17 protein-coding genes are annotated in these 23,289 nt (G+C 65.8%); 10 read left to right on the plus strand and 7 right to left on the minus strand.

Going from position 1 to position 23,289, the window contains the following annotated elements:
• The first annotated feature begins 108 nt into the window (after positions 1–108).
• The 7 genes from AC25M7_RS01720 (at position 109) to AC25M7_RS01750 (ending at position 7,873) form a co-directional block, all read left to right on the plus strand.
• Positions 109–1,089 carry an NADPH:quinone oxidoreductase family protein gene (locus AC25M7_RS01720; RefSeq protein WP_028688569.1) on the plus strand — a complete coding sequence of 327 codons (981 nt, stop codon included), beginning with the start codon at positions 109–111 and terminating at the stop codon, positions 1,087–1,089.
• A gap of 295 nt (positions 1,090–1,384) precedes the next feature.
• Positions 1,385–2,626, plus strand: a complete 1,242-nt coding sequence (locus tag AC25M7_RS01725) for an SfnB family sulfur acquisition oxidoreductase (RefSeq protein ID WP_062359884.1) — start codon at positions 1,385–1,387, stop codon at positions 2,624–2,626.
• 136 nt (positions 2,627–2,762) lie between these two features.
• Positions 2,763–3,944: an SfnB family sulfur acquisition oxidoreductase gene (locus tag AC25M7_RS01730; protein WP_486970658.1), complete on the plus strand. Its 1,182-nt coding sequence runs from the start codon at positions 2,763–2,765 to the stop codon at positions 3,942–3,944.
• Positions 3,944–5,335 carry an LLM class flavin-dependent oxidoreductase gene (locus tag AC25M7_RS01735; protein WP_486970659.1) on the plus strand — a complete coding sequence of 464 codons (1,392 nt, stop codon included), beginning with the start codon at positions 3,944–3,946 and terminating at the stop codon, positions 5,333–5,335. The genes AC25M7_RS01730 and AC25M7_RS01735 overlap by 1 nt, the downstream gene beginning before the upstream one ends.
• Complete coding sequence (locus AC25M7_RS01740; protein WP_028688573.1) at positions 5,328–6,128, plus strand: MetQ/NlpA family ABC transporter substrate-binding protein; 801 nt, start codon at positions 5,328–5,330, stop codon at positions 6,126–6,128. The genes AC25M7_RS01735 and AC25M7_RS01740 overlap by 8 nt, the downstream gene beginning before the upstream one ends.
• 1 nt (position 6,129) lies before the next feature.
• Positions 6,130–7,239: a methionine ABC transporter ATP-binding protein gene (locus AC25M7_RS01745; RefSeq protein ID WP_062572470.1), complete on the plus strand. Its 1,110-nt coding sequence runs from the start codon at positions 6,130–6,132 to the stop codon at positions 7,237–7,239.
• The gene (locus AC25M7_RS01750; RefSeq protein ID WP_028688575.1) at positions 7,229–7,873 is read left to right on the plus strand and encodes a methionine ABC transporter permease; all 645 of its coding nucleotides are present in this window, start codon (positions 7,229–7,231) and stop codon (positions 7,871–7,873) included. Before AC25M7_RS01745 ends, AC25M7_RS01750 begins: the two co-directional genes overlap by 11 nt.
• Positions 7,874–8,017: 144 nt before the next feature.
• Here AC25M7_RS01750 and dibA read toward each other — a convergent pair whose 3' ends face one another.
• The gene (gene dibA / locus AC25M7_RS01755; RefSeq protein WP_062359892.1) at positions 8,018–9,913 is read right to left on the minus strand and encodes a phosphodiesterase DibA; all 1,896 of its coding nucleotides are present in this window, start codon (positions 9,911–9,913) and stop codon (positions 8,018–8,020) included.
• 150 nt (positions 9,914–10,063) lie between these two features.
• On the opposite strand from dibA, the gene desA reads away from it, so the two are divergent.
• Together desA and AC25M7_RS01765 are read left to right on the plus strand one after the other, a co-directional pair.
• Positions 10,064–11,248: a delta-9 fatty acid desaturase DesA gene (gene desA, locus AC25M7_RS01760; protein ID WP_028688577.1), complete on the plus strand. Its 1,185-nt coding sequence runs from the start codon at positions 10,064–10,066 to the stop codon at positions 11,246–11,248.
• Positions 11,249–11,388: 140 nt separating this feature from the next.
• Positions 11,389–12,378: a GGDEF domain-containing protein gene (locus AC25M7_RS01765; protein ID WP_241411340.1), complete on the plus strand. Its 990-nt coding sequence runs from the start codon at positions 11,389–11,391 to the stop codon at positions 12,376–12,378.
• Between the two features lie 56 nt (positions 12,379–12,434).
• On the opposite strand, the gene AC25M7_RS01770 is transcribed toward AC25M7_RS01765, so the two are convergent.
• The 5 genes from AC25M7_RS01770 to AC25M7_RS01790 form a co-directional block, all read right to left on the minus strand.
• Positions 12,435–13,769, minus strand: a complete 1,335-nt coding sequence (locus AC25M7_RS01770) for a response regulator (protein WP_069015915.1) — start codon at positions 13,767–13,769, stop codon at positions 12,435–12,437.
• A gap of 137 nt (positions 13,770–13,906) precedes the next feature.
• Positions 13,907–15,184 (minus strand): 4-aminobutyrate--2-oxoglutarate transaminase, encoded by a 1,278-nt coding sequence (gabT, locus tag AC25M7_RS01775; RefSeq protein WP_028688579.1) that lies wholly within the window; start codon positions 15,182–15,184, stop codon positions 13,907–13,909.
• A 183-nt stretch (positions 15,185–15,367) separates the two neighbouring features.
• Entirely contained in the window at positions 15,368–16,810 is a 1,443-nt protein-coding gene (gene gabD / locus AC25M7_RS01780; RefSeq protein ID WP_028688580.1) for an NADP-dependent succinate-semialdehyde dehydrogenase, read from the minus strand.
• A 317-nt stretch (positions 16,811–17,127) separates the two neighbouring features.
• Complete coding sequence (locus tag AC25M7_RS01785; protein ID WP_486970660.1) at positions 17,128–18,801, minus strand: aryl-sulfate sulfotransferase; 1,674 nt, start codon at positions 18,799–18,801, stop codon at positions 17,128–17,130.
• Positions 18,802–18,818: 17 nt separating this feature from the next.
• Positions 18,819–21,155 carry a TonB-dependent receptor gene (locus AC25M7_RS01790; protein ID WP_486970661.1) on the minus strand — a complete coding sequence of 779 codons (2,337 nt, stop codon included), beginning with the start codon at positions 21,153–21,155 and terminating at the stop codon, positions 18,819–18,821.
• A 192-nt stretch (positions 21,156–21,347) separates the two neighbouring features.
• Here AC25M7_RS01790 and AC25M7_RS01795 point away from each other — a divergent pair, with 192 nt between their 5' ends.
• The gene (locus AC25M7_RS01795; protein ID WP_062359901.1) at positions 21,348–22,253 is read left to right on the plus strand and encodes a LysR family transcriptional regulator; all 906 of its coding nucleotides are present in this window, start codon (positions 21,348–21,350) and stop codon (positions 22,251–22,253) included.
• 111 nt (positions 22,254–22,364) lie between these two features.
• Here AC25M7_RS01795 and AC25M7_RS01800 read toward each other — a convergent pair whose 3' ends face one another.
• On the minus strand, positions 22,365–23,270 hold the full coding sequence (locus tag AC25M7_RS01800; RefSeq protein WP_062359903.1) for a TauD/TfdA dioxygenase family protein: 906 nt from the start codon (positions 23,268–23,270) through the stop codon (positions 22,365–22,367).
• Positions 23,271–23,289: the final 19 nt, after the last annotated feature.

Consider the following 23,289-nt stretch of genomic DNA (forward strand, 5'->3'; position numbering starts at 1 on the left):
AAACCCAAGCCCGGGCTTATGCCGGCTCATCAGGGCCGGCCATGCTCGTTGACCCTCGGGACGGCCCTCCTACACTTATCGGCCACCACACGCAAAGGAATAGCCCTAATGAAAGCCTTGTTGTGCAAAGCCCTGGGCCCGGCGCGGGACCTGGTCCTGGAAGAGGTCGCCAGCCCCACGCCCAAGAAGAACGAGATCCTCCTCGACGTGCACGCCGCAGGGGTCAACTTCCCCGACACCCTGATCATCGAGGGCAAGTACCAGTTCCAGCCGCCGCTGCCGTTCGCCCCGGGTGGCGAGGCGGCCGGCGTGGTGGCCGCGGTCGGCGATAAGGCCGGCGCGTTCAAGGTCGGCGACCGGGTCATGGCCCTGACCGGCTGGGGCGCCTTCGCCGAGCAGGTGGCGGTGCCGTTCTACAACGTGCTGCCGATCCCGGCGGGCATGGACTTCACCACCGCCGCCGCGTTCGGCATGACCTACGGTACCTCGATGCACGCGCTGACCCAACGCGGCCAGCTCAAGGCCGGCGAAACCCTGCTGGTGCTCGGCGCCTCGGGCGGCGTGGGGCTGGCGGCGGTGGAGATCGGCAAGGCCCTGGGCGCGCGGGTGATCGCCGCGGCCAGCAGCGCCGAGAAACTGGCGATCGCCCAGGCCGCCGGGGCCGACGAACTGATCGACTACAGCCAGGCCAGCCTCAAGGACGAGATCAAGCGCCTGACCGGCGGCCAGGGCGTGGATGTGATCTACGACCCGGTCGGCGGCGCGCTGTTCGACCAGGCCGTACGCGGGCTGGCATGGAACGGGCGGTTGCTGGTGGTGGGCTTTGCCAGCGGCACGATCCCGCAACTGCCGGTAAACCTGGCCCTGCTCAAGGGCGCGGCGGTGCTCGGTGTGTTCTGGGGCGCCTTCGCCCAGCGCCAGCCGGAAGACAACGCCGCCAATTTCCGCCAGCTGTTCGCCTGGCACGCCGAAGGCAAGTTGAAGCCGCTGGTGTCGCAGACCTTTGCACTGGCCGAGGGTGGCGCGGCGATCGAACGCCTGGCGCAGCGCCAGGCGGTGGGCAAGCTGGTGGTGATGATCCCGCGCTGACCGCTCAGGTCTCATCGCCTGCAAGCCGGCTCCCACAGTTTTACGCCGCGGTCATGGGAGCCGGCTTGCCGGCGACAGGGCCGACCCTGCAGTTCTTCTATTCATATTCCTAAACGGTAGTTTATAAACTTTTTCTAAACGAATAGGGTATATCGACCGGACCACCGGACCAGCAAACGTCTGTCGCCATCAGCTGAGGCGACGCTTTCAACTTTGTGAGGTTAGGAATGGTCAGGATCACAATCACCCCAGTGCATAACGCCAGGGCATTGAGTGCAGCCAAGGAGCGGTACTGATGTCCAGCCAACCAACTACCCGATTCCACAGCGATCTCGACAGCTCGCCGCTGCTGCTGCCGGCCACGGTGTTGCGCAACGACGAAGAGGCCCTGCAGGCTGCCCGTGAGCTGGCCGAGGTGGCCCGCCAGCAGGCCGCCAAGCGTGACCAGCAGCGCAAGCTGCCCTGGGCCGAGATCGAACAGTTCACCCGCAGCGGCCTGGGCAGCATCAGCGTGCCCAAGGCCTTCGGCGGCCCCGAGGTGTCCTTCGCCACCATCGCCGAAGTGTTCCGCCTGATCAGTGCCGCCGACCCGGCGCTGGGGCAGATTCCGCAGAACCAGTTCGGCATCCTGCAACTGGTCCGCCTGACCGCCACCCAGGCCCAGCAGGCAGTGATCTTCCGCTCGGTGCTTGACGGCTGGCGCATCGGCAATGCCGGCCCCGAGCGCGGGACCAAGGACACCCTGACGCTCAAGGCGCGCCTCACCCGTGACGGCGACGGCTATCGCATCAGCGGCGAGAAGTTCTATTCCACCGGTGCCTTGTACGCCCATTGGGTGGCGGTCAAGGCGCTGGACGACGATGGCCGCCAGCGCCTGGCGTTCGTCCGTCGCGGCAGTCCGGGGCTGCGTATCGTCGACGACTGGTCCGGCTTCGGCCAGCGCACCACAGCCAGCGGTACCGTGCTGCTCGACCAGGTACCGGTGGACGCCGACCTGGTGGTGGACAACTGGCGCCTGCGTGAGGAGCCCAGCATCCAGGGCGCCGCCTCGCAGCTGATCCAGGCAGCCATCGACGCCGGCATCGCCGAAGCGGCCATCGAGGACACGATCCAGTTCGTTCGGGAGAAGTCCCGGCCGTGGATCGAAGCCAAGGTCGAACGCAACAGCGACGACCCCTATGTGATCGCCGACATCGGTCGCCTGAAGCTCGAGCTGCACGCCGCCGAGGCCCTGCTGCGCAAGGCCGCCAAGGTGCTCGACGAAGTGAACGCCGGCGTGATCGATGCCGCCGCCGCGGCCCGTGCCTCGATTGCCGTGGCCGAAGCAAAGGTGCTCACCACCGAGATCTCGCTGCAGGCCAGCGAGAAGCTGTTCGAGCTGGCCGGCAGCCGCGCCAGCCTGGCCGAGTTCAACCTCGACCGGCATTGGCGCAACGCCCGGGTCCACACCCTGCACGACCCGGTGCGCTGGAAGTACCACGCCGTCGGCGCCTACCACCTCAACGGCACCCTGCCTGCCCGCCATTCCTGGATCTGATTCAAGGCCCAGGGGCTGCGGTGCAGCCCTTTCGCCGGCAAGCCGGCTCCCACTAGGACGTCAGTGAACGCTCACTGTGGGAGCCGGCTTGCCGGCGAAAGAGCCGCACAGCGGCTCCAAGTGCCCGGAGAGCAAAATGACTGCATCCATCATCACCACCGACGCCCAGGCCCTGGCCGTCGCCGACGAACTCGCCCAACACCTGCGCCAGGACAGCGCCCTGCGCGACCGCGAGCGCCGCCTGCCCCATGCCGAACTCGAACGCTTCGTGCAGTCCGGCCTTTGGGGCATCAGCGTGCCCAAGGCCTTCGGCGGCGCCGGGGTGTCCAATGTCACCCTGGCCAAGGTCATCGCCCGCATCGCCCAGGCCGACGCCTCGCTCGGGCAGATCCCGCAGAACCACTTCTACGCCCTGGAAGTGCTGCGGGTGAATGGCAGCCCCGAACAACAGCGACGTCTCTACGCCGAAGTGCTCGCCGGCCGCCGTTTCGGCAACGCCCTGGCCGAGCTCGGCACCAAGAACGCCCACGAGCGCACCACCCGCCTGAGCCGCGATGGCGACCATTTCCGTATCGACGGCCGCAAGTTCTACTGCACCGGCGCGATCTACGCCCAGCGCATCCCGACCCTGGTGATCGACGACCAGGATGTGTCGCACCTGGCCTTCGTGCCCGCCGACAGCCAGGGCATCGAGGTGATCGACGACTGGAGCAGCTTCGGCCAGCGCACCACCGGCAGCGGCTCGGTGGTGTTCAACCACGTGGCGGTCCGCGCCGAGGACGTGGTGCCGTTCCAGAGCGCCTTCGAACGCCCGACCACGGTCGGCCCGCTGGCGCAGATCCTCCATGCCGCCATCGACACCGGCATCGCCCGCGCCGCCTACGAGGATGCCCTGCACTTCGTGCGCACCCGCAGCCGACCATGGATCGACTCCGGCCTCGACAAGGCCAGCGACGACCCGCTGACCCTGAAGAGCTTCGGCCACCTGGCGATCCGCCTTCACGCCACCGAGGCGCTGCTCGAGCGCGCCGGCGAAATCCTCGACATCGCCCAGGCCGACAGCAACGCCGAGACCCTGGCCGCCGCCTCCATCGCCGTGGCCGAGGCCCGGGCGATCAGCACCGAGATCTCCCTGGCCGCCGGCACCACGCTGTTCGAGCTGGCCGGCAGCCAGGCCACCCTGGCCGAGCACAACCTCGACCGCCACTGGCGCAACGCCCGGGTGCACACCCTGCATGACCCGGTGCGCTGGAAGTACCACGCCATCGGCAACTACTACCTCAACGACGAGAAGCCGCCGCGCCGGGGGACCATCTGATGGCGAAGCAGATCCTGCTCAATGCCTTCAACATGAACTGCATCGGGCACATCAACCACGGTTTGTGGACCCACCCACGGGACACTTCGACCCAGTACAAGACCCTCGACTACTGGACCGACCTGGCTCGCCTGCTGGAGCGGGGACTGTTCGACGGGCTGTTCATTGCCGATATCGTCGGCACCTACGATGTCTATGGCCAGTCGCTGGACGTGACGCTCAAGGAGTCGATCCAGCTGCCGGTCAACGACCCGCTGCTGCTGGTCTCGGCCATGGCGGCGGTGACCAGGCACCTGGGCTTCGGCCTCACCGCCAACCTGACCTACGAGGCGCCGTACCTGTTCGCCCGACGCCTTTCCACCCTCGACCACCTGAGCAATGGCCGGGTCGGCTGGAACATCGTCACCGGCTACCTCGACAGCGCCGCCCGGGCCATGGGCCTGGAGCAGCAACCCGAGCACGACCGCCGCTACGATCAGGCCGACGAGTACCTGCAGGTGCTGTACAAGCTGCTCGAAGGCAGCTGGGCCGACGATGCCGTGGTCGCCGACCGCGAGCAGCGGGTCTATGCCCGCCCTGACAGGGTGCGCAAGGTCGAGCACCACGGCGAGTTCTACAAGGTCGAGGGCTACCACCTGTGCGAACCCTCGCCGCAGCGCACGCCGGTGCTGTTCCAGGCCGGCAGCTCGCCGCGCGGGCTGGCCTTCGCCGGCAACCATGCCGAGTGCGTGTTCATCAGCGGCCAGGACAAGGCCGCCACCCGCGCCCAGGTCGACAAGATGCGCGCCGCGGCCAAGGCGGCCGGGCGCGATCCGCAGGCGGTCAAGGTGTTCATGGGCATCACCGTGATCGTCGCGCCGACCGAGGCGCAGGCGCAGGCCAAGCACGCCGAGTACCTGCGCTACGCCAGCGCCGAGGCCGGGGTCGCGCACTTTGCCAGTTCCACCGGTATCGACTTCTCGCGCTACGAACTGGACGAGCCCATCGGCTTCGCCAAGGGCAACGCCATCCAGTCCGCCACCCGCCAGTTGCAGGAAAGCGCCTGGACCCGCCGCCGCCTGCTCGAGCAGCACGCCCTGGGCGGTCGCTACGTGACCCTGGTCGGCGACGCCGAGCAGGTGGCCGAGCAACTGATCGCCTGGATCGACGAGACCGGCCTGGACGGTTTCAACCTGACCCGCACCGTCACCCCGGAAAGCTACGAGGACTTCATCGAACTGGTGGTCCCCGCCCTGCAACACCGCGGTCGCTACAAGACCGCCTACGCCGAGGGCACCCTGCGCGAGAAGCTGTTCGCCAGCAGCGAGCCGCATCTGCCCGCCGGACACCCCGGCGCCCGCTACCGCAACACCCCCGACCCTGCCCCGACTGGAGCCCTGCACCATGCTTGAGAAACTGTTCCGGCCCATCGCGGCCATTGCCCTGGGCCTCGGCCTGTCCGCCGCCGCCTTGGCCGCCGAACCGCTGAAGATCGGCACCACCGCCGCCTTCGCCATCCCCCTGGAGGCAGCGGTGGAAGAGGCCCAGAAACAGGGCCTGGAAGTGAAGCTGATCGAGTTCAGCGACTGGATCGCGCCCAATGTCAGCCTCAACAGCGGCGATATCGACGTGAACTACTTCCAGCACATCCCGTTCCTGGAAAACGCCAAGGCCGCCGCCGGCTTCGACCTGGTCCCGTACGCGCCGGGGATCATCAACAACGTTGGCCTGTACTCGAAAAAGTACAAAAGCTTCACCGAGCTGCCCGAAGGCGCCAGCGTGGCCATCGCCAACGACCCGATCAACAGTGGCCGTGGCCTGCAATTGCTGGCCAAGGCCGGGCTGATCACCCTCAAGCCGGGCGTGGGCTACAAGGCCACCGAGGACGACATCGTCGCCAACCCGAAGAAGATCCGGATTCTCCAGGTCGAAGCCGTGCAACTGGTACGCGCCTATGACGACGCCGACCTGGTCCAGGGCTACCCGGCCTACATCCGCCTGGCCAACAGCTTCGACGCCACCTCGGCGCTGCTGTTCGACGGCCTGGAGAACAAGGAGTACGTGATCCAGTTCGTCATCCGCCCGCAGGAGAAGAACGACCCGCGCCTGGCCAAGTTCGTCGATATCTACCAACACTCGCCGGTCGTGCGCGCCGCCCTGGACAAGGCCCATGGCAAGCTCTACCAGGCCGGCTGGGAAGGCTGACATGGCCCAGGCCAGCGCCCTCAGGGCGCCCGTCCCGCCCGCCGAACCGTTCAAGGCCGAGGAAACCGCCCTGCGCCCGGAGGTGAACCAGGCGCACATCCGCTTCATCGGCCTGGGCAAGACCTATCCGGGCCAGGGCCAGCCGGCGCTGCAAGGCATCGACCTGAACATTCGCCGGGGCGAGATCTTCGGCATCATCGGCCGCAGTGGCGCCGGCAAGTCCTCGCTGCTGCGCACCATCAATCGCCTTGAACAGCCCAGCCAGGGCCGGGTGCTGATCGACCAGGTGGATATCGCGCCGTTCGACGAGGACCGTCTGGTGGCGCTGCGCCGGCGCATCGGCATGATCTTCCAGCACTTCAACCTGATGTCGGCCAAGACCGTATGGCAGAACGTCGAGCTGCCGCTGAAGGTGGCCGGGGTGGACAAGGCCGAGCGCCAGCGCAAGGTGCGCGAGCTGCTGGCACTGGTCGGCCTGGAGGAAAAGCATCATGTCTATCCGGCGCAATTGTCCGGCGGGCAGAAGCAGCGCGTCGGCATCGCCCGGGCGCTGGTGCATGACCCCGAGATCCTGCTGTGCGACGAGGCCACCTCGGCGCTGGACCCGGAAACCACCGCCTCGATCCTCGAACTGCTGCGCGACATCAACCGGCGCCTGGGCCTGACCGTGGTGCTGATCACCCACGAGATGGCGGTGATCCGCGACATCTGCCAGCACGTGGTGGTGCTCGAACGGGGTGAGATCGTCGAGCAGGGCGAGGTCTGGCAGGTGTTCGGCGCGCCACGCCACGACGTCACCCGCACCCTGCTCGCACCGCTGCAGACCAAGCTGCCGGCAGCCTTGCAGGCCAGCCTGCGCGCCCAGCCGGTCAGCCGCGACGCGGCCGTGGTGCTCAAGCTCGACCTGCTCGGCGAGCCGGAACTGAGCGCCCTGTTCAACGACCTGGGCGGACGCGTGCGGCTGCTCCAGGGCGGCGTCGAGACCATCGGCGAGCAGGCCCTGGGGCAGTTGATCCTGTCCGTGCGCGGCTCGCCGCTGGACACCCATCAATTGCTCGAACGCGCCCGCCGCTGGGCCGCGGATGTGGAGGTACTCGGCCATGTGGATTGATCGCCTGCTGCAAGGCCTGTTCGACACCCTGCTGATGGTCGGCGTGTCCTCGCTGGTCGCGCTGCTGGTCGGGGTGCCGATGGCGGTGCTGCTGGTCACCAGCGACAAGGGCGGGATCTTCGAGGCCCCGGCGCTGAACCGGGTGCTGGGCGCCATCGTCAACCTGTTCCGCTCGATTCCGTTCCTGATCCTGATGGTCGCGCTGATCCCCTTCACCCGCCTGGTGGTCGGCACCACCTATGGCGTGTGGGCGGCCGTGGTGCCGCTGACCATCGCCGCCACGCCGTTCTTCGCGCGGATCGCCGAGGTCAGCCTGCGCGAGGTCGACCACGGCCTGATCGAAGCCGCCCAGGCCATGGGCTGCCGGCGCTGGCACATCGTCTGGCACGTGCTGTTGCCCGAGGCCCTGCCGGGCATCGTCGGCGGCTTCACCATCACCCTGGTGACGCTGATCAACTCGTCGGCCATGGCCGGAGCGATCGGCGCCGGTGGCCTGGGGGATATTGCCTACAGGTATGGATACCAACGCTTCGACAGCCAGATCATGCTGACCGTGATCGTGATGCTTGTGGCATTGGTGGCGCTGATCCAGCTGGGCGGGGACCGTCTGGCCAAAGGGTTGAACAAACGTTGAAATATTATTGGTGTAGGAGCGGCCTTGTGTCGCGAAAGGGCCGCGAAGCGGCCCCAGGATTTCAGCGTTGATGCAAAGATCGCCGGGGCCGCATTGCGGCCCTTTCGCGACACAAGGCCGCTCCTACAACGGTATGCACATGGCTCAGCCCCAGTGCAGCTCCGCCGCCGGCACCGGCCGCCCGAACCAGTACCCCTGCCCCAGCTGGCATTGCTGCTCCAGCAGGAACCGCGCCTGCTCCGCCTGCTCTACCCCCTCGGCGTGCACCTGCATGCCCATGCTCCGCGCCAGGGCGATGATCACCCGCACGATGGCGATGTCGTCCTCGTCATGGGGCAGGCCCGCGACGAAGCCCTGGTCGATCTTGAGCTTCTGCACGGGCATTCGCTTGAGCCGCAGCAATGACGAGTACCCCGTGCCGAAGTCGTCGATGGCCAGTGTCACGCCCAGCTCGCGCAGGCGGTAAAGCTGCTCCAGGGCAACCTCGGGGTCTTCCATCACCGCGCTCTCGGTCACTTCGAGCTCGAGCAGCGCTGGGTCCAGCCCGGTGTCGTGCAATGCATCGGCCACCTGCCGGTACAGGTCGCGTTGGCTGAACAGGCGGCTGGAAATGTTCACCGCAACGAATGCCAACTGCCGTCCCTCGGTCTGCCACTGCACCATCTGCCGGCAGGCCTGGTGCAACACCCAGGCGTCGATCTCGGCGATCAGCCCGGTGCGTTCGGCGATAGGGATGAACTCACCGGGTGGGACCAGACCACGCTGCGGATGCTGCCAGCGCACCAGTGCCTCGACGCCTATCATCCGCGCGGTGAACAGGTCATGCACCGGTTGGAAGAACACCCGCAGCTCCTGCTGCTCCAGCGCTCGGCGCAACTCGCCGGCGGTTTCGACCCGCTGCTGGGCATGGGCGGTGAGCTCCTCGGTGTACAGCGCATAGCAGGCTCGGCCGTTGCTCTTGGCCTTGAACAGCGCCGAGTCGGCGTTGCGCAACAACTGCTCGGCACTCAGCGCGTCGCTGGGGAACAGGCTGATGCCGATGCTGACACTGATGAACAGGCGATTGCCTTCGAAGCAGAACGGTTCCTTCAATCGCTCGATGATCGATTGCGCCAGCTTGCCGGCCTGGCCGACCTGCTGGCAGTTCTCGGCCAGCACGCCGAACTCGTCGCCGCCCAGCCGGGCCAGGGTCACGCCGCTGCCCAGCACCTCGCGCAGGCGCTCGCCGACCAGCTTGAGCAGTTGGTCGCCGATGGTGTGGCCAAGGCCATCGTTGATGCTCTGGAAATGGTCGAGGTCGAGCAGCAGCAGGGCACAGCCGCGCTTGTTGGCCTGGGCCGCGGCCATGGCCTGCATGGCGCGGTCGTTGAATAGCAGACGGTTGGGCAGGCCGGTCAGCGGGTCGTGATGGACGAGATAGGCCAGTTCTTCCTCGGTGTGCTTGATCGCGCTGATGTCGCTGAAGACCGCAACGTAATGGCTGAGCGCGCCACTGTCATCGCGAATGGCGCAGATCGTCTGCCATTGCGGGTAGATCTCCCCGCTTTTACGGCGGTTCCAGATCTCCCCGCTCCACTCGCCCTGCTCCGCCAGGGCGGCGTAGATCTGCTGGTAGAACGGCGCGCCATGCCGACCGGACTTGAACTTGCTCGGGCGCTGGCCGATGACTTCGTCCTGCTGGTAGCCCGTGATGCGCATGAAGGCCCGGTTGACGTGCACGATCAGGCCATTGCGGTCGGTCACCAGCACACCCTCCAGGGTGCTGTCGAACACCGCCGCAGCCATGCGCAGGCGCTCGCGGTCTTCACTGCGCAAGCGGGCGCCGATGCCGATGAAGTTCAGCAGGCGGGCACGGGAGACAAAGATCAGCAAGGCACTGAGCAGCACCCAGACCACCACGTTGATCTGCCGGCCCACGGTCAGCGCCAGCGGGTCGTCGGTCATGCCCTGCAGGACCAGCTCGGACAGCACCAGCCAGAGGATCGAAAGCACCACGTAGAGCCCGGCCATGCGCAAGGCGTCGCGAACGGAAACAGACATGTCGGGTGGATGAGCCCATGAAAAATGAAGGGGCATTATAAGGGCTGAAACACCCTGTGACCTCCTATCTAAAAGGGTGACTGGTTTTATTTCCCCGCCCAGGGATAATGCGAGCGCTGTTCCCCTGAGTTTTCGAGGGTCTTTCCCGTTATGTGGTACTACGGTCTACTCGACTTGTCGGCCTGGCAACTGGTCGCCGTCACCCTGCTGATGACCCACCTGACCATCGTCAGCGTCACCATCTACCTGCACCGCTACTCGGCGCACCGCGCCCTGGAGCTGAACGCGGGGCTCAAGCATTTCTTCCGTTTCTGGCTGTGGCTCACCACCGCGCAGAACACCCGCGAATGGACCGCCATCCACCGCAAGCACCACGCCAAGTGCGAAACCCCGGACGACCCGCACAGCCCCGTGCACAAGGGCCTGGGCACCGTGCTGCGCAAGGGTGCCGAGCTGTACCGTGAAGAGGCGCGTAACGAGGAAACGCTGCGCATCTACGGCAAGAACTGCCCGGACGACTGGATCGAGCGCAACCTCTACACCCGCTTCAAGCTCGGCGGCATCGCCCTGATGGCGGTCATCGACCTGCTGCTGTTCGGCACCATCGGCATCACCATCTGGGCGATCCAGATGATGTGGATCCCGTTCTGGGCCGCCGGCGTGGTCAACGGCCTGGGCCATGCCGTGGGCTACCGCAACTTCGAGTGCCGCGACGCCGCCACCAACCTGGTGCCGTGGGGCATCATCATTGGTGGGGAGGAGCTGCACAACAACCACCACACCTACCCCAACTCGGCGAAGCTGTCGGTGCGGCGCTGGGAATTCGACATGGGCTGGATGTGGATCCGTCTGCTGAGCCTGCTGCGCCTGGCCAAGGTCCAGCGTGTCGCGCCCATCGCCCATCGCGTGGAGGGCAAGGCGTCGCTGGACATGGACACCGCCATGGCCATCCTCAACAACCGCTTCCAGATCATGGCCCAGTACCGCAAGCTGGTGATCGGCCCGCTGGTCAAGCAAGAGCTGGACAAGGTCGACGCCTCGCTGCGCCACCGTTTCCGCCGTGCCAAGCGCCTGCTCTCGCGGGAAACCAGCCTGCTGCAGGACCGCCACCACGTGCGCATCGAGTCGATGCTGGCCCACAGCCAGGCTCTCAAGACCATCTACGAAAAGCGCCTGGCGCTGCAGCAGATCTGGGCGCGCACCAGCGCCAACGGCCACGATATGCTCGCCGCGATGAAGGATTGGGTACACGAGGCCGAGGCCAGTGGCATCCACTCGCTGCGTGACTTCGCCGCCCAGCTCAAGACCTACTCGCTGCGCCCCAATGGCGCCTGAGCACCGTTGATCGGCATGCCCCGCAACGGGGCGTGCCGACCGGAACTTCCCCCCCGCAAATCGACTCAAATCCGGCATATCGCCCGCGTGGCGGGCCGGACCGTGGCCGCACGCCCATCGTCGAGAAACGTTCCGTGCTCATGGCCAAAGACCTCCCACCCACACCTGCCGGCACTCCCCGCCCAGAAGCCGCCCAGACCCTGCTGGCCCTGCTCCATGCCCAAGGCGAAGTGGCTCGCCTAAGCGAACGCGAGCAGCTGTACAGCTCGCTGCTCGACAGCGTCAACGCCGTGCTCTGGGCCTTCGACTGGGAAACCCGTCAGGTGCTCTACGTCAGCCCCGCCTACGAGCGCATCTTTGGCCGCCCGGCCAGCCTGGTACTGGCCGACTACAACGAATGGCGCGACGCCATCTACCCGGACGACCTGGAGTACGCCGAACGCAGCCTTGCCCAGGTGCTGGTCAAGGGCACCGTCGAGGACCGCGAATACCGCATCCTCAATGCCGCCGGCGAGGTGCGCTGGCTCAGCGACAAGTGCTACATCAACCAGCATCGCGAGGGCGACCAGCGGGTGATCATCGTCGGCATCGCCGAGGACATCACCGAAAAAAAACAGCTCGAAGGCGAGCTGCAACGCCTGGCCACCACCGATGTGCTGACCCAGAGCAGCAACCGCCGGCACTTCTTCGAGTGCGCCCAGCAGGCCTTCGACAGCGCACGCGAGGACGGCGCGCCGATGGCCTTCCTGCTGCTGGACATCGACGATTTCAAGCATATCAACGACACCTACGGCCACCAGGAAGGCGACCAAGTGCTACAGCGCATCGCCGACAGCGGCAAGGCCGTGCTGCGCCGTGGCGATCAGTTCGGACGAATCGGTGGCGAGGAGTTTGCGGCCGTGTTCCCCGGCTGCACCGCACAAGTGGCCGAGCAAATTGCCGAGCGTCTGCAGCGGGAGATCCAGCGGTTGAGCTTCAGCCATGGCGAGCACACCTACGGGGTTACCGTAAGCCAAGGGCTGACCGGGTTGCAGGATGAGGATGAAACGCTCGACAGCCTGTTCGCCCGGGCGGACGCCGCCATGTACCGTGCCAAGCGCCAGGGCAAGAACCAGATCGTTAAAGGCTGAAACGGATCACTTCGCGGCTGCGGCACTCCACTCGTAATCGATCAGCCCGCTACGTCTCAGGCCTGCTCCTCACCCCCCGCGGGATCAGCATCAATAGTCAGGGCAGCGATGGGAGCAACCTGCAGCTTGCTCTCGGCCGCTTCCGCCGCCAGACGCTCGGCCTCCTCCCGCGCCAGCGCCTCAGGGTCCACCTTGCGCAGCCGCGACAGCTCCGGCAATCCAAGTTTTAGCAGGCGCGCCGTCTTGCTGCTGGCGACCTTCTCCAGCCCTTCGCTGGGCTTGAGCCGCGACAGCTGCCCGGCCAGGTTCATCGCCAGGATCTCCCGGGAGTAGACGCCGCCGCCCAGCTGGTACACCGCGGCGATCAGCTCGCGCAGGTCCAACGGCAGACGCCAGCGGGTGCGCAGTGCCGAGCCGAACGGCGCGCCGAACTCGTTGAGCGACAGCTCCACCTGGTCCTCGTCCAGCTCGCCACCGGCCAGGCGCCACTCCTGCAAGGTGCGCAGCACCGCCAGGTCACCCAGGCAGTGCAGCAGCCCCGCGCAGTAACAACGCGCTTCGTCCACCTCGAGCATGCGCGCCAATGTGCGGCCGTACTCGGCGGTGTGCAGCGACAGGTTCCAGTAATGGGTGGCGTGCCGCTCCAGCAGCGGGTCGGTCAAACGGGCGCTGCGCTTGAGCGTGAGGCCGAGGATGAGGTTCATGCTCTGGGTGCTGCCGAGCTTGTTCAGCGCCTGTAGCAGGGTCTGTACCGGCGCTTCACGGTGCAGGGCGGCACTGTTGGCGGCGGCGATGAGCACGCCGGTGATCTGTGGGTCGTTGCGCACCTCTTCCTCGAGCACCTTGAGGTTGAGGCCATGGGGGTTGAGGGCCCGCTTGACCGCCACCTGCACATCGGCAAACAGCGGGCCGCCGTCGGCGGTGGCCCGGCGCTGTTCCAGGTAGGCCGGCAGTCGCGCGCCGGGCTGCAACGGCGGTACCGGGCAGGCGATCTGCTCACCTACTGCCAGCAGCAGGTTCTCCAGGCGCTTGCGCAGGTTGTCCAGGTCAAGCGGCTTGCTCAGGTAGGCGGTCGGGTGCAACGGCAGCGCCTCGCGCACACTGGCGCTGTCGGTGCGGTCACTCATGAGGATGAACGGCAAACCGGGCTTGTCGCCCTTGGCGCGCACCTTGCGCAGCAGATCGAGGCCGTCGAACCCTGAGAGTTCACGGGCAGCGATGATCAGGTCGGGTTTGGCCGCCAGCGCACTCAGCGCCTCGGAACCATCGGCACAAACCTGCAGGCGGGCATCGCAGCGCACGCTAAGCAGCATTTCGCTGAGCATGTCGCGCACCCAGGGATCGCCTTCGGCAATCAGCACGCAGGGGGGGACGGGGTCGACAGCGCTCATGGGCTATTCTCCAGGCTATGACGCGCGATCCATCGCAGCTTCCACGGAATCCTCGTACAACCTTAGCGCCTGATACCGGCGAACGGCACAAAAAAAACCCGCCGAGGCGGGTTTTTTTCTAAAGCATGTCACATTCTTCAGGCCAGTTCGGCGAAGCACTCTTCGATGATGGCCAGGCCTTTGTCCAGCAGCGCGTCTTCGGCGGTCAGCGGAACCAGAATCCGCAGGACGTTGCCGTAAGTGCCGCAGGACAGCAGGATCAGGCCTTTGTCGCGCGCCTTGGCGACCACCTGGGCAACAGCGGCGGCGTTCGGGGTGTGGGTGCCTTTCTCAAAGACTTCCACCGCGATCATCGAGCCCAGACCACGGATATCGCCGATGATCGGGTGCTTCTTCTGGATTTCACGCAGGCCGGCGGTCAGGCGCTCGCCGACAGCCTTGCTGCGATCCAGCAGTTTCTCTTCCTCGAACACTTCGATTACGGCCAGGGCCGCGGCGCAGGCGATCGGCGAGCCGGCATAGGTGCCGCCCAGGCCGCCCGGGGCGATGGCGTCCATGTACTCGGCCTTGCCGCACACACCGGCCAGCGGGAAGCCGCCGGCGATCGACTTGGCGAAGGTGGTCAGGTCAGGCGCGACGCCCATCTGCTCCATGGCGAAGAAGGTGCCGGTGCGGCCAGCGCCGGTCTGTACTTCGTCGGCGATCAGCAGGATGCCGTGCTGGTCGCACAGGGCGCGCAGGCGCTTCATCAGCTCTTTCGGCGCCGGCAGGAAACCGCCTTCGCCTTGTACTGGCTCGAGGATGATCGCGGCGATGTCGCGTGGCTCGGCGTCGTTCTTGAAGATGCGCTCGACCGAGGCAATGGCGTCATCGACGCTGATGCCGTGCAGTTCGCTCGGGAACAGGGCGCGGAAGATGCCGCCTGGCATCAGGCCCATGCCAGCGGAGTACGGCACGACCTTGCCGGTCAGGCCCAGGGTCATCATGGTGCGGCCGTGGTAGCCGCCGGTGAAGGCGATCACGCCGGCACGGCCGGTGGCGGCACGGGCGATCTTCACGGCGTTTTCAACGGCTTCGGAGCCGGTGGTGACCAGCAGGGTCTTCTTGTCGAAGTTGCCTGGGACCAGCTTGTTGATCTTCTCGCACAGCTCGACGTAGGGCTCGTAGGCCAGCACCTGGAAGCAGGTGTGGCTGACCTTGGTCAGTTGCTCTTGCACGGCCGCGACCACTTTCGGATGCAGGTGGCCGGTGTTCAACACCGCGATGCCGCCGGCGAAGTCGATCAGTTCGCGGCCTTCGACGTCGATCACCGTCGAGTTCTTCGCGGTATCGACGAAGATCGGGTGAATCTGGCCAACGCCACGTGGGACGGCGGCGACACGGCGTTGCATCAGGGATTCGTTGGTCTTGCTCATAGTGCCCTCAATTGCGCCGGTTCTGCGGCGCTTTTATTCGGGGGTGGCTGGATGCAGGCGTGCACAGTATTCGTTGATCGACTGCCACACATGCCCTGGCCACCAGGTACCGCTATGTCAAAAAGGCCAGCGAGACGTCGCTCTCGCGCCCCGCTGGCAGAGGTAAAAGCGTTTACCTGGCGATCAGACGCTGATGCACAGGTATTTGATCTCGAGGTAGTCCTCGATACCGTACTTGGAACCTTCACGGCCCAGGCCCGAAGCCTTGATGCCGCCGAACGGCGCCACTTCGTTGGAGATCAGGCCGGTGTTGATACCCACCATGCCGTATTCCAGGGCCTCGGCGACGCGGAACACGCGGCTCATGTCGCGGGCGTAGAAGTACGAGGCCAGGCCGAACTCGGTGTCGTTGGACATGGCGATGACTTCGGCCTCGTCCTTGAAGCGGAACAGCGGCGCCAGCGGGCCGAAGGTCTCTTCCTTGGCGACGGCAGCGGTCTTCGGCACGTCGACCAGAATGGTCGGCTCGAAGAAGTTGCCTTCGATGATCTTGCCGCCGGACAGTACCTTGGCGCCCTTGGCGACGGCGTCCTCGATGTGCTCCTGGACCTTGGCGACAGCCTTGCCGTCGATCAGCGGGCCAGTGGTGGTGCCTTCTTCCAGGCCGTTGCCGATCTTCAGCTTGGCCACGGCGGCTTTGAGCTTCTCGGCGAAGGCGTCGTAGACGCCGTCCTGCACGTAGATGCGGTTGGCACAGACGCAGGTTTGGCCATTGTTACGGTACTTGGAGATGATCGCGCCCTCGACCGCCTTGTCCAGGTCGGCGTCGTCGAACACGATGAAAGGCGCATTGCCGCCCAGTTCCAGGGAAACCTTCTTGATGTCCTTGGCGCATTCTTCCATCAGCTGGCGGCCGATCTCGGTCGAGCCGGTGAAGGACAGCTTGCGCACCAGCGAGTTGCCGGTCAGCTCGGAGCCAACCTCGCCGGCGCTGCCGGTGATCACGCTCAGCACGCCAGCCGGGATGCCGGCACGGGTGGCCAGCTCGACCAGGGCCAGGGCGGAGTACGGGGTCTGCGAAGCGGGCTTGAGCACCATGGTGCAACCGGCGGCCAGGGCCGGGCCGGCTTTGCGGGTGATCATCGCGGCCGGGAAGTTCCACGGAGTGATGGCGGCGGTGACACCGATCGGCTGCTTGATGACGATCAGGCGTTTGTCCGGCTGGTGGCCTGGGATGACGTCGCCGTACACGCGCTTGGCTTCCTCGGCGAACCACTCGATGAACGAGGCGGCATAGGCGATCTCGCCCTTGGCCTCGGCCAGTGGCTTGCCCTGCTCGGTGGTCATCAGGCGGGCCAGGTCGTCCTGGTGCTCGATCATCAGCTCGAACCAGCGACGCAGCTTGCCGGCACGCTCTTTGGCAGTCAGTGCGCGCCAGGCCGGCAGGGCCTTGTCGGCGGCCTCGATGGCGCGGCGGGTCTCGGCGGCGCCCATCTTCGGCACGGTACCGATCACCTCACCGGTGGCCGGGTTGGTCACCTTGATGGTCTGACCGCTGTCCGCATCCAGCCATTCACCGTTGATGAAGGCTTGCTGGCGGAACAACTGAGCGTCTTTGAGCTGCATGTCGGCTTCCCTTTACTGCGAATTATTGATTGTTGAAAAGGCGCCCCCGAGAAGGGGGCGGCCGTCACAAATTCGTGCACCAGGGTGTTCGACGCCTGGGTGCCGAGCGTTTGAAATCTCAAACGGAATGCTAAGCGGGGGTTGGGGTGTTGGACAATAGGCTGTTCGAAAAAAAGAACGAATGGTTGAACACCCCCCTGGCAAACGGCCCAATCGCGGGGCAAGCCCGCTCCCACAAGGAGCGCAGGGTTCCTGTGGGAGCGGGCTTGCCCCGCGATTGGGCCGTAAGAGGTTAGACCATCGGTCAGAAGGAAGGGTCAGAACGCCTTGTCGAGATCGATCACCAGCGCCCGGTAGCCCACGCTGCCCGGCTGGCGACTGTGCACTTTCAGCTCCACCGCCACCTCCTGGGTGCCACGGCGCACTTCATTGAGCACGCTGGTCGTCAGTTTCTCGGACGTCAGGAAATTCACCGAAGCCGAGTAGATGAACTGGGTATCGGTATCCGCCCGGTACGCCACCACCGAGGTGATCGGGCTGTACCACTCGTCACCGCGCTCCTTGCCGTACTGCCACACCTGCTCGACCGTGCCCTTGGCCTCGTCGATGCGGTACTCCACCGCCCGGCTGTAGTTGCCAGTCAGCCTAGTCAGGCCGAAGTCGCGGCCCCAGCCGTTGTCGAACACAGTCAGCGTGCCGTGCCCGGTCAGCCAGGCGGTGTGCTGGGTCCAGGACCACTCGAAGCCCTCGCCCACTGGTTTGAGCACTTTGTCCTGCAAACGTGCCGGCCAACCTTGCGGCGCGGCGAGGATCCACTTCACCTGCTTGTCGCGGCCGATCTTCACCACGCCCTGGTGCCGTGCTGAAACGATGATGCTGTCGTCATCGGCGTCGTAGTCGATGGCATTGACATGGGCCCAGTTGCGCCCGGTACCGACACCGGGAACGTCGCCGAACGGCAGGTCGCCTTCAGCCAATTCGTTGGCCAGCCGCTCATCCTGTTTCTGCACACCGTCCGGCAGCTGGATCGCGGCCTTGCCCAGGGTTTCCAGCAGCTCGCCGCGGTACGGATCGAGGATCTGGTTCAGGTCCCAGAAATCCAGCACGTCGCCAGCCTCGTTGACCTCGATGATATGGTCGCGGATCGAGCGCACGCGCTTGCCGTCCGGGCGACGGTAGTCGCTGGTGCCGACCCGCAGCAGGTAGCTGCCGTTCACCGTCTCGCGGATCTCGTGGGAGAAGTCGGCGAACTTGTCCGGCAGGTTGCGCTGCCACACCTTGCGCCCCAGCAGGTCGTACTTGGAGTAGGTCTGGCCCTGGCCCCAGATCAGCTTGCCGTCGCGGGTCTGGTGGAAGCCCATGGTGCCGCCCAGGCCGTCGCGATGGTTGGAATCATGGATCTGCTCGATATCCAGGTACCAGCGCACGTCACCGTTGCTGTCGGCGATCCAGTTGTTGCCCACCGAGTCCCACTCGGCGGCGCCGCCCAGGCCGTTCCACTTGAAGGCGCGCCCACCCGGGATCTCGGCCAGCAGGTGATTGAACAGGTACAGGCGCTTTTCGAAACCGGGGGCGACCTTGACCGGCTCTACCTCGGGCAGCGCGGCAGTCTGCTTGGCCACCACCGGCAGGCGCACCGCCGGGGCGTAGATTTCGTAACGTTCGCGGATGCGTTCGCCATCAAGCTTGTAACTCACCTCGACCTGGTTGACGTGGTCGGGGTACAGGCCGAACACCGGGATGCCGCCGTAGGTCCACAGCGAGCGGTCGGACACGTCGTAGACGATATCGACACCGCGCTCGCCGCGGCCCAGCACCCGCACATGGGCGGCACTCAGGGTACGCCCGCCATCACGGATGATCGCGGTCAGCGGCGCCAGCCGGTACGGGTTGACCACCACGTCGCCGAGCAGGGCTTGGTCGCGGTCGGGCACCTTGGCGGTGAGGCAGGCGCCTTCGGGCAGGTCATGCGGTTGGGTCTTGGCATTCATGGCAAAGCTCCTTGTGCTCAGAAGTCGTAACGGGCGGTGGCGCCCACGGTGCGCGGGGTGCCCAGCACGCCGGCATAGCCGCCGTTGGCGGAGTTCCACAGGCTGGTGAAGTAGGTCTTGTCGCCGGCGTTCTTCACCCACAGCGACAGGTCGAGCACGCCGTCGCCCTGGTCCAGGCGCACGCCGGTGGACAGGTTGACGATGGCGTAGCTGGGGATCTGGCCGTAGTCGGAATCGTCGATGGTGCCGACGGCCTTGGAGCGGAACGCGTAGCTGGCGGTGACGTAGGGCTCGATGCGTTCGCTGATCTGCCACTTGTACTGGCCGTTGAGGTTGGCGATGTACTTGGAGGCGCCGACCACCTGGTGGCCGGACAGGTCGCAGGTGGCGGCGGGGTTGGCCAGGCTTACCTCGGGCGGGCACGGCGCGTCCTTGTAGTCGGTGTAGCGCACGTCGTTCCATGAGCCGTTGAAGTTCAGCGTCAGGCCTCGGATCGGCAGGGCCGTGGCTTCGAACTCCAGGCCGCGAGAACGCACGCTGCCGGCGTTGGCCAGGTACTGCACACGGTTGGCTTCGTCGTAGACGTTGGCCTGGTAGCCGTGCACTTCAGTCCAGAACAGGTTGGTGTTCAGCTGCAGGCGGTTGTCGAACAGGGTGCTCTTGAGCCCGAGTTCGGCGTTGTTGGCCCGCTCGGTACCCACCAACAGCGAATCGGTGCCCAAGCGTGGGGCGGCACCGACAGTCAGGTTGACACCCCCGGACTTCTCGCCGTGGGACAGGCTGGCATAACCCAACAGGTCATCGGTGAATCGGTAGCTCAGGCTGAGCAGCCCGGAGGGGGCGAAGCTGTATTGGTTAAGGTCACCTGAGTCGTACGCGCCCACCCGGCCCTGGCGGGCGGCCGCGGCCGCACCGGTGACGGCCGCGCCGCCGGACGGCGCATCGCGGGTCACCCAGGCGCTTTTCTCCTCGTAGGTGCCGCGTACCCCGGCGGTGAAGTCCAGGCGCTCGGTCAGGTGCCAGGTGCCCTGGGCGAACAGGGCGTAGCTGTCGGTGTCGATGTGGCCATTGCCGATGGTGTTCACGTTGGCCAGGGCGCCGGCCGGGGTCAGGTTCCAGATATCGGCCTGCGGCCCGTAGTAAGTGAACGATTTATTGTCCAGGTCCTGCTTGAAGTAGTACGCGCCCAGTACGTAGTCGAAGAAGCCGCCGGTGGGTGAGGCCAGCCGAAGCTCCTGCGAGTACTGCTTGTCCCGCACCGAAACCCCGGCACTGTAGAACACCGGCACGTTGAGGCCGTCGTCGTTGCGCGGGGTGAAGTCCCACCAACGGTAGGCGCTGATCGAGGTGAGGGTGAAGTCGTTGGGCAGGGTCCAGTTGGCCTCTACCGAAGTGCCGCCCTGGAACACCTTGACCATCTGGTCGGCATCGAAGTTGACCTTGCGGTCCTTGCCCGACACCAGGGTGGCGCCGGCCTGGGCGGCCAGGCTTTCGTAGCGGTTCACGCCATTGATGGTCGGGCCGGTGCTGTAGAGGCTGAGGATGCCGTTGTCGGAGTCTTCTTCGTTGTACTCGCCGATCCAGCGCAGGTTGAAGGTTTCGCTGGGCTTGAACAGCAACTGGGTACGAAAGCCCTGGCGCTTGCCGCCATTGAGGTCGTGGCCGTTGTAGATGTTCTTCACATAGCCGTCGTCCTCGGTGTGGTAGACGCTGATGCGCCCGGCGAGGGTGTCGGTCAGGGGGCCGGAGAAGCTGCCCTGGGTCTGCCAGTAGCCATCCTCGCCCAACGACGACTGCACGCTGCCTTCCTGGTGGAAGGTCGGCTTGCGGGTGGTGATGTTGAGCACCCCGGCAGTGGTGTTCTTGCCGAACAGCGTGCCTTGCGGCCCGCGCAGCACCTCCAGCTGCTCGACATCGAGCAGGTCGAACACCGCCATGCCCGGGCGCCCCAGGTAGACGTTGTCCAGATACACGCCGACGCTGCCTTCCAGGCCATCACTGGCCGGGTTGTTGCCCAGGCCGCGAATGGAAATGCTCGACTGGCGGGCGTGCACATAGGCGACGTTGGTGCTCGGCACCAGCTGTTGCAGATCCTGCACGCGATAGATGCGCTGGGTCTCCAGGGTTTCGCTGCCCAGCACGCTGATCGGCGTGGGCACGCTCTGGGCGGTCTCCTCACGGCGCCGGGCATTGACAGTGACGGTGCCGAGCTTGGCCTCCTGCTCGACAGCTGGCGCAGCCGAGCGCGGCTCTTCGGCGAAGCTGTTGCCGGCGGCGGCCAGCAGCACGCCAGCGGCCAAGGGTTGCAGGGCGAATACCGACGCGCGCGCCGGCCAACGGGAAAGTCGGGACATGCAGATGCTCCTTGGAGGCACAGGCCCTGGCGAGCATTTCCGTTGGCGGAACCGAATCGCGATCAGACGGGCTTTATTCTTTTAAGAGATATAAATATTTGTATTTCATATTTTGTGGAATAAGTGACTCCCTTTATAAGGTTCCCAACCCTTCCCAGCAATTGCATTCCACCGAAAGTTTCCATGTAGAAAATGCATATCGACCTGCGCCAGCTCCGCCACTTCATCGCCCTTGTCGAGCACCGCAGCTTTGTCGCCGCGGCGGCGGCGGTGAACCTCTCGCAATCGGCCTTCAGCCGCAGCATCCAGACGCTGGAACACAACGTCGGCTGCCGCCTGGTCGATCGCGCCAACAAGGAACTGGCGCCGACCCGCCAGGGCCTGCTGGTGCTGGAGCATTCACGGCGGCTGGTGCACGGGGCGCACAACCTGGTCAACGAGATCAACCAGTTCAACGGCGCCACCACCGGCGTGGTGCGCTTCGGCTCGGGGCCGGCCCCCGCCGGCGGGCTGGTGCCAAGGGCGGTGGCGCGGTTCGTCGCCGAGTACCCAGCGGCCCGCACCTGCTTCCAGGTGGACAACTGGCAGGCGCTGAACCGGCGGCTGATCGCCGAGGAGATCGAGTTCTTCGTCGCCGACACCCGCCAGTTCGAGGCCGACCCGGACTACCAGGTGCACAAGCTCAGGCCACAGCGCTGGCACTTCTGCTGTCGCCGGGAACATCCATTGACCGAGCTGGCCGAAGTGCGGGCGCGGGACCTGTTCGATTACCCGCTGGCCACCACCTTTCGCCCGCCGAACATCCGCAAGATCCTCAGTGACTTGAGCGGGCGGCAGGACTTTCTGCCCAGCGTGGAATGCGAGCATGGTTATGCGCTGCTCAATGTCGTGCTGCATTCGGACACCATCGGTATCGCCTGCAGCGCGAACCTGCGGCCCTATGACGGCCTGGTGGCCCTCAAGCTGGTGGATCTGGCGCCGGAGCAGGAGGAGGCGTTCTATACCCGCTATGGGGTGGTGAGCCGGGTGGGGTATGGGTTGTCGGCGCTGGCGCAGGGGTTGGTGAGGCAGTTGATTGCCTGTGATAGCGAGTTGTAGCCGTAAGGGGCTGCTGTGCAGCCCTTTGGGACTGCGCTGTCGCGCAGGGAACTGCCCTCCTGTGGGAGCGGCCTTGCGTCGCGAAAGGGCCGCAAAGCGGCCCCAACGATCTCAGCCCTTGCGCGTGGTCCGACTCAATTGCCCATCCACCCCCACCGGCACCTCGCCAGCCAGGGTAACCCGGCGCACGATGCGCGGTTGGGTGCCGTAGTCATCCACCGCATAGTGCTGCGTCGCGCGGTTGTCCCAGATCGCCACGTCCCCCGCCTGCCAGCGCCAGCGCACGGTGTTTTCCAGGCGTGTCACATGCCCCTGCAGCAGCGCGAACAGATGCTGCGAGTCCGCCAGCGAATAGCCCTTGATGCGCTTGACGAAGTGCCCTAGCTGCAACGCCCGCTCGCCACTGATCGGATGCACCCGCACCACCGGGTGCTCGGTCTCGTACACCGTCGAGGTGAACACCTTGCGATAGCGCTCAAGCTTCGCCGGATCGACATCCGGCTTCACGCTGGCATAGTCGTATTCGTTGCTGTGCACCGCCCACAGCTTGTCGGCCAGTTCGCGCAGCGGCTCGGGCAGCTCCTGATAGGCTGCGGCGGTGTTGGCCCACACCGTGTCGCCACCGGCAGCCGGGGCCACCACACTGCGCAGGATAGAGGCCTTGGGGTAGGCGTCTACGAAGGTCACGTCGGTGTGCCAGGAGTTGGCCCGCTGGCCTTCTGCGCCATCGAGCTGCAGCAGGTAGCTGGTGCCATCGACCACCGGCACCGTGGGATGGGCGATCGGCTCGCCGAGCAACTGGGCGAAGGCCTCCTGCCCCACGTCGTCCAGGTGCTCCTGGGCCCGGAAGAAGATCACCTTGTGGCGCACCAATGCCGCCTGGATGGCATCGATGGTGGCCGGATCGAGGTCGGCGGACAGCTTGATGCCACGGATCTCGGCGCCGATGCGCCCGGCAACGGGGTGGATGTCGAGTTCCAGGGTTTGCGGCGCGGTGGCCAGTGCGGCGTTGCTCATGGTCGTGCTCCTCACGGTT

The sequence above is a fragment of the Pseudomonas sp. P106(2024) genome (assembly GCF_057480815.1).